Source organism: Stenotrophomonas sp. YJH_SMC_40, assembly GCF_059368615.1.
Genome location: NZ_JCAFRX010000005.1, coordinates 384,974 through 399,306, shown reverse-complemented (window position 1 = coordinate 399,306; position 14,333 = coordinate 384,974). Strand labels below are relative to the sequence as shown.

Genomic DNA, 14,333 nt, shown 5'->3' with positions numbered 1-14,333 from the left:
GGCCAGCGGCCGGCACTACCAGAACCCGCTTTTCGAATCCTCACCGGCGCGCTGTTGCGCTGCCCGCGCTCGCAGGAAACTGTCAGGAGGGGGCGGGGGCCGCTGGACAGGGCCGTTGGCGCCAAGGATGGCGCCATCGAGCACCATGGAGGGGCTTTTGCGTGTCCTGGCCAGCGGCCCCCGCCCCCTCCCGCACGGATCAACAAAAGCGCCGGCAGGCGAACCAGCCGCCGGCGCCTTCATCAACTCAACTCAACCAATCCTTGCACGCACCATCAACCTGGTCACCGCACGCCTGCTGCATCCGCTGCTGCAGCCGCGCCAGTGTCTCCGCGCCCTGGTGCTTGCCGCTCCACGCCTTCAACTGCCCGGCCAGGCGCTCGAAACGCTGGCGGGTGCGCTGGTGGTAACCCGACGGCTGTGCTTCCAATTCGGCGATCAGTGAGGCGGTGGCCTGCTCGATGCGTGGTGCATCGTCCGGCGCCAGCTTCAGCAGGCCCTCCACGTACAGCACGCCCCATTGCACGCGGGTGGCCGGGCCCTGGGCACCGTCGTAGGCACGCTTCAGCCAATCCAGCGCACCGGCGGTGTCGCCGCGCTGCTCGGCCAGTTCGGCCAGCTCGGGCATGTAGTAGTAGGGCTGTTCGCTGCGCTTCAGCTCGGCCAGCAACAGCGCCTCGGCACCCGCGTCGTCGCCGACCTCACGCAGGGCATAGACCGCGCTGCTGATTGTGGCCTGGCGCGCATGCGCATCGGTGGCGGCGGCATCGGCAGCGGCCACGCGCTGCTTGACCCGCTCAACCAGGGCCGCGGGCAGTGCACCCTTCGGCTGCTGCTGGCGGGCCAGCGATACTTCGGTCAGCGCACGCGACAACGCGTCGTCCGCGCGATCACCGCGCTCGGCATCTGCGCGCTCCAGTGCGACCAGCAGCTGCTGTCCCAGCGTGTTGCTGGTGGCCGGCCCGGCACTGGCCTGCTTGACCAGCTGCACGCCTGCATAGCCCAGCAACTCACGGTTGCGGCGTACTTCTCCCGGTTGCGCCAGCACTGCCTGCAGCAGCTCGCGTACTTCGGTGGGCGAGGCATCGGGTTTTTCGGCCGTTGCCAAGGCAAGCAGAGCGAAGCGGCGCTGCAGGGCGGCATCCGGTGCGGCCTTGGACAACTGGCGTAGTACGTCCTGGCTCCTGCGCTCGCCGGCCAGGCGGTTTGCGTCCACTTCCCAGCCGTAGTCGCCCAGTACCTGCCAGTCTTCGGTGGCCAGTCGGTCCGGCGTTGCCAACGCGGTGGCCAGGGTGGCGGCAACAGCACTGCGGCGGCCTGCGGCAACGGTCAGTGCCCGGGTCAGTTCGGCGGCGTCATTGCCGCCGGCCACGCGGGTGATTTCGTTGCGCTGTGGGTCCAGCACGATCAGGGTCGGATAGCCGCGTACGCCGAAGCGCTCGCCCCAGGCCTGCGCACCTTCCTCGTCGCCATCCAGATAGACGGGAACGAATTTGCTGGTCAGCGCGATGAAGGCCGGGTCCTTGAACAGGCCCGCCTTGAGCTGGTTGCACGGAGGGCACCAGACCGCGCCCCAGTACAGCAGCACCGGCTTGCCGCTGTCGGCGGCTTCGGCGAAGGCATCGTCCACATCGCCCTGGCGCCAGGCGATGGCGGACGCCGGCGCGGGTGCCTCGGCGGAGTTGGCGGTGGAAACCGGGGCCGGGGTGCAGGCGCTCAGCGCCGAAGCCAGCAGCAACACGGAAAGCGCGACGCGCATCGGCAGCATCTCGAAGGGCAGGGTGACAGGCCATTGTAGGAACCGCCGGCGAGCCCGCTGATTCAGTTTGCTCATGACGGGCGTGCTGCAGGGCATGACGCCCACCCGGCATTGCCGGGCAACGCCGGGCGCATGCCTTCAGGCCGCTGCCCGCACCATCTGCTGATACACCAACCCATTGAACTCGCCGACGTCACCGTCCAGCGCAAAGCCATAGCGCAGGTAGGTCGGTACCGCATTGAGCGAGGCGCGCACGGTAAGGACCGGATCGCGCACCTGTGGAAGCACCGCCTCGAACAAAGCATGGCCAATGCCCTGGCCCTGGCAGGCGGGATCGACGAACAGCATCGCAAGGTGCCGGCCCTCCTTCAGTTCGATCACGCCGACGACACGGCCGTCCTGCTCGGCCACCAGGATGTGGCTGTCACCGTGCAGGCGCGCGCCGAATGCTTCGGCAGCGGCGACACTGCCGAAGGTGGCGATGCCGGCCGCGCTGAGCGAAGGCGCGACCGCCGCAGTGAACGCGGCCAGGCACACCGCGCTGATCGCAGGCAGGTCATCGACGTGGGCAGGGCGGATCGTCGGCATGCAGTGTTCTTCCGGTAGTGGGCGGCGCGTCATCGTTGCCGCAGGCCTGCACGCTAAGCTGGCGGCATGAGTGATTTCAATCCTGCTTACGCTGCCTTGTTTCCGCAACAGGGCCTGAGCCTGGGCCTGATGACGCCTGTCGCCGCGCATGGACTGGCCGATCCGAATGAGGCGCGGCGCATTGCGCGACTGGCCGATGATCTGGGCTTTGCCGCATTGTGGACGCGTGATGTACCACTGATGGTGCCGCAGGGTCCGGACGCGACAGCAAGCGCGCTGGATGACCCGTTCCTGTGGCTGGGCATGCTGGCTGCCGCGACCGGACGCATCGTGGTCGGCAGCGCGGCCATCGTGCTGCCATTGCGGCAGCCGCTGCAGGTGGCGAAGTCGGCCTTGAGCCTGGACCGGATCAGCGGCGGACGGTTCGTGCTGGGCCTGGGTTCGGGGGACCGCCCCGAAGAGTTCGCCGCATTCGGCGAGGATCTGGAGGGCAGGGCGGCGACCTTCCGTGCGCGCTGGACGTTGCTGCGCGCGGCGCTGTCACCGGAGGCCGATGAGCGGACCGCCGTACTGCAGGCGACGGGTGGCTTCGACGTGCTGCCGGCGCCGGCAACCCGCATCGCGATGCTGGTGGTGGGTACCGCGCGGCAGAGCCTGCAGTGGATCGCGCGCGAGGCCGAAGGCTGGGCCACCTATCACCGCGAGGAGGCCGCGCAGGAAGGGCGCATCGGCCTGTGGCAGCAGGCGCTGGTGCAGCGTGGTGGGCCAGCCAAGCCGTTCGTGCAGTCGATGCTGCTGGACCTGCAGGCCGATCCGCAGGCGCCAGCCGAGCCGCTGCCGCTGGGCCTGAAGGTCGGCCGCGATGGCCTGCGTGACTACCTGCTGCGCGTGCGTGCGCAGGGCGTGGCGCACGTGATGTTCAACCTGGTCGACAACGGGCGGCCGATGGACGCGATGCTGCGTGAGATCGGGGAGCACGTTCTGCCACACACGCTCCGGTAGCTGTCCACCTCGGTGGGCACGCTCCAGCAGTCGAGCACGGCTCGACTCTACATGGGGTTCGCATCTGCGTATCATTCGCATTTGATACCCCGATGCTGGAGCCCCGCGTGACCCAACGTTCCCCCATGCACCCGACCGGACGTCTGTTCGCCGCGGTCGCTTTCATCGAGGCCGTGACCTGGGCCGGCCTGCTCATCGGCATGTGGATGAAGTACGGCCCGATGGCCAACGTGGCGCTGGTGAAGCTGTTCGGGCCGCTGCACGGCGTGGCCTTCCTGGTCTATGTGGCAGTCACCCTGTTCGCGGCGGTGCGCCTGCGCTGGCCGTGGTGGGCCAGTGCGCTGGCGCTGCTGGCAGCCATCCCGCCGCTGGTGACGCTGCCGCTGGAGTGGTGGTTCAAGCGCCGTGGCTTGCTCGGCCTGCATGCAATGCGCTGAACCCACTGTTGCGCGCCCATTCAAGAGAATGGGTATCAAATGCAAATACGAGCCGTTATCATTTAAGGGTGGCGTCCGGTCCTGAGCAGGGCCGGTGCCGGGCGGGGTGCGCAGGCGTGCCCGGCCATCCTTTCCTGTTACGGCTGGTGTTCCATGCACGCACGTCCCGTCGTTCCCGGCTTGCCGGCGCTGGTGTTGGCTGCCCTGATCGGCACCATGGCGATGATGTCCTTCGTCGCCGTGATCGGCCCGGTGGTCCGCATGCTCGGCTTGTCCGAGTGGCATGCCGGCCTGTCGGTCACCGCCGCAGGCGTGTTGTGGATGCTGGCCGCGCGCCCCTGGGGCCAGCTCAGCGACCGCATTGGGCGCAAGCGCGTGCTGATCCTGGCGATGAGTGCCTATACGGCGGTCTACATCGCACTGGCGGTGTTCATCGACGTCGCCCTGCAGGCGGTGCCGCCGGTACTGGTGTCGGTGCTGGTGCTGGTCGGCGCGCGTGGCCTGATCGGCCTGTTCTACGCGGCGGTGCCTCCTACCGCAGCCGCGCTCATCGCCGACAAGGCACCGACCGGCCAACGTGCGAAGTTCCTCGCCCGCCTGGGTAGCGCCAACGCGCTGGGCATGGTGCTCGGCCCGGCCGCCGCGGGCTGGCTGGCCTATACGAGCCTGTCGTTGGCGCTGTACGTGGCCGCGCTGCTGCCGTTGCTGGCACTGGCGTTGCTGGCCTGGCGGCTGCCGGCCACGCCGCCGGTGGTGGGTGTTTCCGCGCAGCGCCGCGCGCCGATGAGCCGTCTCGACGCGCGCCTGCGCCTGCCGCAGCTGGCAGCGTTCATCGCGATGGTCTCGGTGACCATCGCGCAGGTCACGGTCGGCTTCTTCGCGATTGATCGCTTGGGCCTGGATGCGGCGGCCGGTGCACGCATGGCCGGCATCGCACTTACCGCCGTTGGTGTTGGCCTGATCCTGGCGCAGGCGCTGGTGATGAAGCTGGAGGTGCATCCACGCCGGTGGATCGTCCTTGGCGCCCTGATTTCCGGCATTGGCTTTGCCTCGGTGGCAGGCGTGCAGCAGGCCTGGCAGTTGCCGGCGGCGTATGCGCTGGCCGCGTTTGGCATGGGCTTCGTATTCCCCTCGTTCCAGGCGCTGGCCGCCGATGCGGTGGAGGCGCACGAGCAGGGCGCCGCCGCCGGCACCGTCGCTGCTGCGCAGGGGCTGGGCATGGTGGCCGGGCCGATGCTCGGCACGCTGTTGTATCGCGGCGGGCCGAGCCTGCCTTACCTGCTGGTCGGTGCGCTGCTGCTGTTGCTGTGCGCGCTGGCTGCAGCGCATCGGATGAAGGAGACCCCATGAACGATTCCCTGATGCAGGGCGCGTGGCCGGAGGCTGCGCCAGCGCCACTGGACAGCGCCTACGACGCGTCGCTGTTCCTGCTGCAGCATGCCGGCCAGCACGTGCATGCACGCGGCTGCCGCGCCACGCTGCCGGCCGGTGCACTGGCGACATTGGCAGAACGCGTCTCGGCGTTCTTTGCCCGGCAGCGTGGCGGCCCGGGCCTGCTGGTTGGCGCAGTGCCGTTCGAACCGCGTGCGGACGATGCGCTATTCCAGCCCGAGCGCTTGCTGCCGGCGCTGGCACTGCAGCCGCAGGCCGCACCGCCGCTGGACGGTTCCCTGAAGGCCGAGCCTGCGCCGCAGGACTATGCGTCAGCGGTTGCAGCGGCGGTGCAGGTACTGCGCGCGCCCGAACTGAACCTCCAGAAGGTGGTGCTGGCGCGCAGCCTGCTGGCACGCACCCGCCAGGCGCTGTCTCCGGACGTGCTGCTGGCACGCCTGGGCGCAGATCCGTCGGTGGCGACCTACGCGGTGCCGTTGCCGGTGGAGCTGGGCCAGGCACCGGCCTGGCTGGTGGGGGCGACGCCGGAACTGCTGCTGCGCAAGCGCGGCGCCGAGTTGTTGTCGCATCCGCTGGCGGGTTCCGCGCGGCGCAGTGCCGATGCCGCCGAGGACGAGCGCGCCGCGCAGGCGCTGCTGGCCTCGGCCAAGGACCACGACGAGCATCGCCACGTGGTCGAGGCCATCGTCGAGGGCTTGGCACCGTACTGCAGCCACATCGATGCGCAGCCGCGCCCGGTGCTGCATGCCACCGCCAGCATGTGGCACCTGGGCACCCGCATCCACGCCACCCTGAAGGATCCGCAGACGTCTGCCGCCGAACTGCTGGCGCAGCTGCACCCCACGCCGGCAGTCTGCGGTACGCCACGGTTGGCGGCGCTGCAGCGCATCCGCGAGCTGGAACCGGTGCCGCGCGGCTTCTACGCCGGTGCCGTGGGCTGGTTGGACGCGCAGGGTGACGGCGACTGGTACGTGGCGATCCGCTGCGCGCGCCTGCAGGGCAGGCAGCTGCGCCTGTATGCCGGTGCCGGCATCGTCGCCGAGTCACACCCCGAGGCCGAGGTGGCCGAAACCGCAGCGAAGTTCGCTGCCCTGTTGAACGCGCTGGGTGTCCATGAATCCGCGCCCGCCATCGAGCCTGCCGCATGAGTACCTCCACTGACTCTTCCCGCCTGCCGCTGCAGCAGGTGTGGCCCGACACGCTGGTGGCGCGCTATCGCGAAGCCGGTCACTGGCGTGGCGAGACCTTCCCGGGTTTCCTGCGCGAGCGTGCAGAACGCTATGCCGATGACATCGCGGTGGTCGCCGGCGACGTACGCCTGAGCTATGCGCAGCTGTGGCATGAGGCAGGCCGCATCGGTGCGGGCCTGCTGGCGCTCGGCCTGCAGCCTGGCGAACGGGTGCTGGTGCAGCTGGGCAATACCGCCGGGTTCATCACCACGGTCTGCGGCCTGTTCCGCGCCGGCCTGGTGCCGGTGTATGCGTTGCCGGCGCACCGCATCACCGAGCTGGTCCACTTCGCCAGCAAGGCGGAAGCCAGTGCCTACATCACCACCGCACTGCACGATGGCTTCGATCATCGCGGGTTGGCAAGGGCGCTGCAGGCCGAAGTGCCGGCGGTTCGCCATGTGGTGATCGACGGCGATGCGGCGGAGTTCATCGCGCTGGAGGCACTGCAGGGCGATCGCAGCCAGCTGCCGTCCGATCCGGACCCGCAGTCGGTGGCGTTCCTGCAGATATCCGGAGGCAGCACCGGGCTGTCCAAGCTGATTCCGCGTACCCACGACGACTACATCTACTCGTTCCGCGCCAGCAATGACCTCTGCGGCATCGACCGCGACAGCGTCTATCTGGTCGCGCTGCCGGCCGCGCACAATTTCCCGATGAGTTCGCCGGGCTTCTTCGGCGCACTGTATGCCGGCGCCCGCGTGGTGCTCAGTCCCGGCCCCGGTCCGGATGCGGCCTTCCCGCTGATCGCCCGCGAGCAGGTGACCTGCTGCGGGCTGGTGCCGCCGCTGGCGTTGCTGTGGGCACAGGCCGCCGCCACCAGCAAGCATGACCTGTCCAGCCTGCAGGTACTGCAGGTAGGCGGCGCCAAACTGGTGCCGGAAGCCGCACGACGGGTGATCGATGGCCTTGGCTGCACGCTGCAGCAGGTGTTCGGCATGGCCGAAGGCCTGGTCAACTACACACGGCTGGATGACCCGGAGGAACTGATCGTGGTCTGCCAGGGCCGGCCGATCAGTCCGGATGATGAAGTGCGCGTGGTCGATGACCATGACCAGCCGGTGGCCGAAGGCGAGGTAGGGCATCTGCTCACCCGTGGGCCGTACACCATCCGCGGCTACCACAACGACGCGGTGGCCAATGCGCGCTCGTTCACCGACGACGGCTTCTATCGTACCGGCGACCGTGTGCAGCAGCTGCCCGGAGGCTACCTGGTGGTGCAGGGCCGCGCCGGTGACCACATCAACCGTGCCGGAGAGAAGATCTCCGCCGAAGAGATCGAAGATCACCTGCTGGCCCACCCCGGTGTGTTCGACGCCGCCGTGGTCTCCATTCCCGATGAGTACCTGGGCGAGCGCAGCTGCGCCTTCGTGATTCCGCAGGGCGAGCCGTTCAAGGCGCCGGCGCTGAAGTCCTGGATGCGCGGGCGCGGCCTGGCCGCGTTCAAGGTGCCCGACCAGGTCGTGTTCGTCGACAGTTTCGATACCACCGCGGTCGGCAAGATCAGCCGCCGCGAACTGCGCGCGCAGTTGCGTGCGCGTCATCTGCAACAGACAGGAGGAACGCGCTGATGGCGCTGCCCCGTATCACCGATTACCCCTTGCCGACCGCCGCCGAACTGCCGCAGGCACGCGGCCCGTGGCGCCCGCAGCGCGATCGTGTCGCCTTGCTGGTGCACGACATGCAGCGCTACTTCCTGGCCGCATTCGACGCCGGCAATGCACCGCTGCGGCCGGCCGTGGACAACATCGCACGCCTGCTGGCGCATTGCCGCGCGCGCGGTATTCCGGTGTTCTACACCGCCCAGCATGGCGACCAGGATCGCCGTGACCGTGGCCTGCAGGCCGACCTGTGGGGACCGGGCATGCGCCGCAGCGCCGACCATGAACCGATCATCGACGCGCTGGCACCGCAGCCGGGCGAGCACGTGCTGGTGAAGCACCGTTACAGCGCGTTCCAGCGCAGCAACCTGGAGACGCTGATGCGGGTGCGTGGCCGCGACCAGTTGCTGGTGACCGGCGTGTACGCCCATATCGGCTGCACCGCGACCGTGGTCGAAGCGTTCCAGCGTGATATCGAGGCCTTCATCGCCGCCGATGCCGTGGCGGACTTCTCGCGCGCCGATCACGATCAGGCGCTGCATTGGATCGCACGCACCTGTGGCGTGCCGATGACCACCGACCAGTTGCTGGAGGTGCTGTGATGGCTGCCACCGCTGAGATGCTGGATCTGGAGCGGATGCGTGCCGACGTGGCGCGCGTTCTGGAATGTACGCCGGCCGAGATCGGTGACGACGACAACCTGATCGACCTGGACCTGGACTCGATGCGCATGCTCGGCCTGGTCCTGGCCTGGGGCAACACCGGCCTGCCGATTGAGTTCTCGCAGTTGGCCGAGCACACCACGCTGCGCCAATGGTGGAACGTGGTGCAGACGCTGCAGGCCGCGCAGAACGCATGAACGCCGCTGCGCTGGCCACGCCGGTGGCATTGACCGAGGCCCAGACCGGACTGTGGTTTGCACAGCGGCTGGCGCCGGACAATCCGTCATTCAATACCGCGCACGCGGTGTGGATCGATGGCCCGCTGGACGTGACCGCGTTCGTTGCAGCGGCAGACCAGGCTGCGTTCGAAGCCCAGGCCTTTGCGCTGCGCTTTGCCGAAGGGGCCGATGGCCAGCCGCTGCAGTGGTACGACCCGGCACACGTGCCGCTGCTTTCGGTGCGTGATGTTTCCGCCGAAGCGGATGCTGCCGCTGCGGCACGCAGCCTGATGCACGCCGACCGGCTGAGCCCGGTCGACCCCGCCCGCGACCGGATCAGCCAACAGATGCTGCTTGAGCTGGGCGGGCAGCGCTGGGTCTGGTACCTGCGGGTGCATCATCTGGCGGCTGATGGCTATGGCATGGCGCTGTTCACCGATCGCGTGTGCGCGTTGTACGCCGGCCGCATGGGTGAGCCACTGCCGGGGCTGGCGGGCGTGCTGGCCGATGATGCCGCTTATCGTGCCGATCCGCGCCGCGCGCTGGCCGGGCAGTGGTGGCGTGAGCACATGCAGGGCGCACCGGCAGGCGTGGGCCTGGCCGGCACGCTCGCGGCCAGTGACGACGCGCTGCGCTGGGTGCAGCCGCTCGATGCGGCCTTCCGTGAGCAGCTGCTGCAGGCCTCGGTGCGTTGGCTGCAGCCCTGGCCGGATGTGCTGGCCGCGTTGTCGGCCGAGTACCTGCGGCGGATGAGCGCGGCCGATGAAGTGGTGCTGGGCGTGCCCTCCATGGGGCGGCTCGGCAACGCGTCGGCGCGGGTGCCGGCGATGGTGATGAATGTGTTGCCGCTGCGCGTAGCGGCCGGCGAGGGCAGCGTCGAGGCCTTCACCCGCGGCCTGGGCCGGAAGCTCAGCCAGGGGCGCAAGCACGGCCGTTACCGCGGTGAGCAGCTGCGCCGGGACCTCGGCCTGGTCGGAGCGCAGCAGCGCCTGCATGGCCCGTTGGTGAATGTGCAGCCGTTCTACAAGCCGCTGGCGCTGGCCGGCGTGCAGGCGACGCTGGAGGTGCTGTGCACCGGGCCGGTGGATGACCTGACGCTGGGCTTCCGTGGCGATGGCCAGTCGCTGCTGGATCTGGAAATCGAGGCCAATCCCGCGCTGTACAGTCGCGAGGATGTCGAGGCGCACGCAGCGCGGCTGCTGCATTTCGTATCGGCGGCGCTGCAGGCTGACGATATCGCAGCCGTGCCCCTTGCGACGCCCGAGGAGGCGCAGCAGGTGCTGCAGGAATTCAACGCCACCGCGCACGCGCTGCCGGAGACGACCCTGGTCGAGCTGCTACAGCAGGGCATGGATCGGGACCCACACGCGCCTGCGCTGGTGTTCGGCGACGCTGCTTTGGATTACGCAACGCTGGAAGCGCGCAGTTTCGCGCTGGCGGCGCAGCTGCGGGCGATGGATGTCGGCCCGGGCAGCGTGGTGGCGGTGGCATTGCCGCGCTCGCTGGAGCTGGTGATCGCGCTGGTCGCGGTGCTGCGCGCAGGCGCGGCCTATCTTCCGCTGGACCTTGCCCATCCCGATGAGCGACTGGCGCGTATTCTCGCCTCGGCACAGCCTGTGTGCGTACTGGCTGCGGCCGAGGATTCGGCGCGCATGGCTGGCGTACCGATGCTCGCGCCGGAACAGTGGACCGCGCTGAGCTTCGCCGCGCCATGGGCCGATCCGGCGCCCAGCGATGCGGCCTATGTGATCTACACCTCCGGTTCGACCGGAGAGCCGAAGGGCGTGGTCATCGAACACCGTGCCATCGTCAACCGCCTGCTGTGGATGCGCGAGCACTACGGCATCCGCGCCGATGACCGCGTGCTGCAGAAGACCCCGGCCACCTTCGATGTCTCGGTCTGGGAGTTCTTCCTGCCGCTGCTGTGTGGGGCCACCCTGATGGTCGCCGGACCTGACGCGCATCGCGATCCCACCGAACTGGCGCGCTTGATCCGTGGGCATGGGATCACCACGGCGCATTTCGTGCCGTCGATGCTCGATGCCTTCCTCGCTGCGCCGGCTTCGGCAGGGCTGCAGCTGCGCCGGGTGTTCACCAGCGGTGAGGCGCTGGACGCATCGCTGCGCGATCGTTTCCATGGGCGCGTGCAGGCCGAGCTGCATAACCTGTATGGCCCGACCGAGGCCGCAGTGGATGTCAGCTACTGGCCGGCGTCGGCGCAGGATCGCTCGCGGCCGGTGCCGATCGGGTTCCCGGTCTGGAATACCCGCCTGTACGTGCTGGACGCGCGGATGCAGCCGGTGCCGATAGGCGTGGCCGGTGACCTCTACCTGGGTGGCGTGCAACTGGCACGTGGCTATCTCGGTCGCGATGACCTGACTACCGAGCGCTTCCTTGCCGATCCTTTCCTGCCGGGCGAGCGTATCTACCGCACCGGAGACGTGGCACGCTGGCGGCGCGATGGTGCGGTGGAGTACCTGGGCCGCAGCGACCACCAGGTGAAACTGCGCGGCCTGCGCATCGAGCTGGGCGAGATCGAGGCGGCACTGCGCGAACTGCCTGGCATGGAGCGCGTGGAAGTGCTGCTGCGCCAGGATGCGCCCGGCGATGCCCGGCTGGTGGCCTATGTGCCAACCGCGCTTGCCGATGCCGTAATGCTGCGCAGCCACCTGGCCACGCGCGTGCCGGACTACATGGTGCCCTCGGCGTTTGTCGGCGTGGACCACTGGCCGGTAACCGCCAACGGCAAGCTCGATCGCAACGCGTTGCCGAAGCCACCGCAACTTGAAGTTGCCGGCTTGGCGCCACGCACGCCGTTGGAACAGGAGCTGGCGTTGCTGTTCGCACAGGCGCTTGGGCGTGAGGCGCCGGTGGCGGTGGATGCGGACTTCTTCAGTCTCGGCGGTGACTCGCTGTCGGCGGTGCACCTGCTGCTGGCGATCGAGCAGCGCTGGCGCTGTGATCTGGGTCTGGGTGCCTTGTTTGCCCAGCCCACCGTGGCCGCGCTGGCAGTTCGCATTGCCGAGCCGCCCGCGCTGGCCGATCACGCACTGGGGCCAGTGATCGCGCTGGCCGCGACCGACGCTGCCGGGCCCACGCCGCTGTTCGTGCTGCACCCGGCCGGGGGCATCGCCTGGAACTACCGCACCCTGGCCCGGGCACTGCAGCCGGCACGCCCGGTGTATGGCCTGCAGTCGCCGGCCCTGGACGCGCGGCTGCCGCTGCCAAGCAGCATCGAGGCGATGGCCAACGACTACGTACAGCGCGTGGTCGCACTGCAGCCGAAGGGGCCGGTGCATCTGCTGGGCTGGTCGGTGGGTGGCATCCTCGCCCAGGCGATGGCGGTGCGCCTCCACGAGATCGGCCGCGAGGTAGGCGAGCTGGTGCTGCTGGACGCTTATCCCAGCGAGTGCTGGCGGGCCGAGCCGGAACCCGATGCCATCGCTGCATTGCGGGCACTGCTGGCGATTGCCGGTCATGACCCGGATGCGCATCCGGAACTGGACAGCCGTGAACGCATTCTCGCGTTCCTGCGACGTGGCGGTAGTGCACTCGGCAGCCTGCCGGATGTGGTGCTCGATGGCGTGGTGCGCGCGGTGACCGGCACCAATCGATTGATCCGCGAACACATCCACCAACCGTTCGACGGCACGCTGGTGCACGTCCGCGCGGGCCGGGATCACCACGCGCGGCCGCAGCTGCAGTCGGCGTTGTGGCGGACCCACGCGCGCAAGGTGCAGGCGCTGGAACTGCCGTTCCTGCACGCCGAGCTGACCGGCCGCGATGCGGTGGCGAAGCTGGCGCCGTGGTTGTCGGCGCGACTGCGCCAATGGGATGAGCAACAGGAGATCGCGACATGCAGTTGACTGGCTTTGAAGGCCGCGTGGCGTTGGTGACCGGTGCCGCCGGCGGCATCGGCGAGGCACTGGTACGGCTGTTGGCCGAGGCCGGCTGCACGGTGGTGGCGACCGATCGTGAGGCGCCACACGTGGCCGATACGCGGGTCAGGTCGTTCGCACTCGACGTGACCGACAGCGCAGCGGTGGACGCCCTGGTGGATCAGGTCGAATCCAGCATCGGGCCGATCACGCTGGCGGCCAGCGTGGCCGGCGTGCTGCACGTGGGCAGCGTCGCCGAGACCGGCGACGCCGACTGGCGCCGAGTGTTCGCGGTCAACGCCGATGGCGTATTCCACGTTGGGCGTGCCTTGGCGCGGGTGATGTCGCCGCGCCAGCGGGGCGCGATCATTACCGTCAGTTCGAATGCCGCCGGCGTGCCGCGGCACGGCATGGCCGCCTATGCCGCGTCCAAGGCCGCCGCCACCATGTTCACCCGCTGCCTCGGGCTGGAGCTGGCGCCGCTGGGCATCCGCTGCAACATCGTCGCCCCGGGGTCCACGTTGACCCCGATGCAGACCGGCATGTGGCAGGACGAGCGCGGTGCCGAGCGGGTAATCGCCGGCAGCCCGGAGACCTACAAGGCCGGCATTCCACTGCGCAAGCTGGCCACCCCCGAGGACATTGCGCACTCAGTGATGTTCCTGCTCTCCGACCAGGCCGGGCATGTGGCGATGAGTGATCTGTACGTCGACGGCGGCGCCACCCTACGCGGCTGAGCCCCGACGGCCGCCTGCCGGCAGTGGTAGTGCCGGCCGCTGGTCGGCAATCCATAGTCCCGGTAGTGCCGGCCGCTGGCCGGCAATCCATAGTCCCGGTAGTGCCGGCCGCTGGCCGGCAATCCATAGCCCCGGTAGTGCCGGCCGCTGGCCGGCAACCTCATTCAACTTCAGACATCTCCCAACCTCCATCGAGGCATGGCCCGACAGCCAACGCCCAATGATCGACCCATCATGGCGCATGAGCAGCCATCGCCTCCGTCTGGGCCGTCACTCGATCATCGGTCAGTCCTACGTTCTGACAACCACGACACACCAGCGCCGCCGGCTCTTTGAAAGCGAAGCTGCAGCAGCATGTGTAATCGACCAGTTCCACTACATCGAACAGCGCGGGCTCGTACAGTCACACGCATGGGTCGTCATGCCGGATCACGTCCACTGGATGTTCGAGCTGCGCGCAGCTCACCTTCCCGACATCGCGCGCCGGATGAAATCGTCGAGCGCGCTTGCGCTGAATCGCTTGGTGGGGCGTCGATGTACGGTCTGGCAGCCTGGTTACTTCGATCACGCAGTGAGGGCCGAGGAGTCGCTGGCGCGACAGGCGCTGTACATCCTGGGGAATCCGGTACGCGCCGGTATTGCTGGGCAGATTGGTGAGTATCCGTATGCGTGGTCGGTCTGGTTGTGATGCCGGCCAGCGGCCGGCACTACCAGTGAATGTTCAGCACGGCCATTCGCTGTTCAGCGCCGCTTTCGCGCGCGTCGGCGATGGTCGGCCTGGTTGTGATGCCGGCCAGCGGCCGGCACTACCACAGCAAAGGCGAAGCGCAGCG

The 14,333-nt window shown here is 68.8% G+C and carries 12 protein-coding genes; 10 read left to right on the top strand and 2 right to left on the bottom strand.

All coding sequences use genetic code 11. The annotated features are described in order from the left end of the window. Window positions 1–247: 247 nt before the first annotated feature. A complete protein-coding gene (locus tag AC5P6X_RS12370) occupies window positions 248–1,768 on the bottom strand; it encodes a thioredoxin family protein (protein ID WP_164223272.1) in 1,521 nt (506 codons plus the stop codon). A 129-nt stretch (window positions 1,769–1,897) separates the two neighbouring features. Further along, the gene (locus AC5P6X_RS12365) at window positions 1,898–2,347 is read right to left on the bottom strand and encodes a GNAT family N-acetyltransferase (protein WP_088437107.1); all 450 of its coding nucleotides are present in this window, start codon (window positions 2,345–2,347) and stop codon (window positions 1,898–1,900) included. Between the two features lie 66 nt (window positions 2,348–2,413). Here AC5P6X_RS12365 and AC5P6X_RS12360 point away from each other — a divergent pair, with 66 nt between their 5' ends. The 10 genes from AC5P6X_RS12360 (at window position 2,414) to AC5P6X_RS12315 (ending at window position 14,188) form a co-directional block, all read left to right on the top strand. Continuing rightward, a complete protein-coding gene (locus tag AC5P6X_RS12360) occupies window positions 2,414–3,349 on the top strand; it encodes a TIGR03571 family LLM class oxidoreductase (RefSeq protein ID WP_108269729.1) in 936 nt (311 codons plus the stop codon). Window positions 3,350–3,474: 125 nt separating this feature from the next. Continuing rightward, window positions 3,475–3,786, top strand: a complete 312-nt coding sequence (locus AC5P6X_RS12355; protein ID WP_005413704.1) for a DUF3817 domain-containing protein — start codon at window positions 3,475–3,477, stop codon at window positions 3,784–3,786. Between the two features lie 153 nt (window positions 3,787–3,939). Further along, a complete protein-coding gene (locus tag AC5P6X_RS12350) occupies window positions 3,940–5,136 on the top strand; it encodes an MFS transporter (protein WP_149501162.1) in 1,197 nt (398 codons plus the stop codon). Further along, window positions 5,133–6,326: an isochorismate synthase gene (locus tag AC5P6X_RS12345; RefSeq protein WP_164223269.1), complete on the top strand. Its 1,194-nt coding sequence runs from the start codon at window positions 5,133–5,135 to the stop codon at window positions 6,324–6,326. The genes AC5P6X_RS12350 and AC5P6X_RS12345 overlap by 4 nt, the downstream gene beginning before the upstream one ends. Further along, window positions 6,323–7,975, top strand: a complete 1,653-nt coding sequence (locus AC5P6X_RS12340) for a (2,3-dihydroxybenzoyl)adenylate synthase (RefSeq protein ID WP_108269732.1) — start codon at window positions 6,323–6,325, stop codon at window positions 7,973–7,975. Before AC5P6X_RS12345 ends, AC5P6X_RS12340 begins: the two co-directional genes overlap by 4 nt. Further along, the gene (locus tag AC5P6X_RS12335) at window positions 7,975–8,607 is read left to right on the top strand and encodes an isochorismatase family protein (protein WP_033835614.1); all 633 of its coding nucleotides are present in this window, start codon (window positions 7,975–7,977) and stop codon (window positions 8,605–8,607) included. Before AC5P6X_RS12340 ends, AC5P6X_RS12335 begins: the two co-directional genes overlap by 1 nt. Beyond that, entirely contained in the window at window positions 8,607–8,864 is a 258-nt protein-coding gene (locus AC5P6X_RS12330) for a phosphopantetheine-binding protein (protein WP_005409947.1), read from the top strand. Before AC5P6X_RS12335 ends, AC5P6X_RS12330 begins: the two co-directional genes overlap by 1 nt. After that, a complete protein-coding gene (locus AC5P6X_RS12325; protein WP_329757328.1) occupies window positions 8,861–12,751 on the top strand; it encodes an enterobactin synthase subunit F in 3,891 nt (1,296 codons plus the stop codon). The genes AC5P6X_RS12330 and AC5P6X_RS12325 overlap by 4 nt, the downstream gene beginning before the upstream one ends. Next, complete coding sequence (locus AC5P6X_RS12320; RefSeq protein WP_329757330.1) at window positions 12,742–13,500, top strand: 2,3-dihydro-2,3-dihydroxybenzoate dehydrogenase; 759 nt, start codon at window positions 12,742–12,744, stop codon at window positions 13,498–13,500. Before AC5P6X_RS12325 ends, AC5P6X_RS12320 begins: the two co-directional genes overlap by 10 nt. A gap of 241 nt (window positions 13,501–13,741) precedes the next feature. Continuing rightward, on the top strand, window positions 13,742–14,188 hold the full coding sequence (locus tag AC5P6X_RS12315; protein ID WP_049452221.1) for an REP-associated tyrosine transposase: 447 nt from the start codon (window positions 13,742–13,744) through the stop codon (window positions 14,186–14,188). Window positions 14,189–14,333: the final 145 nt, after the last annotated feature.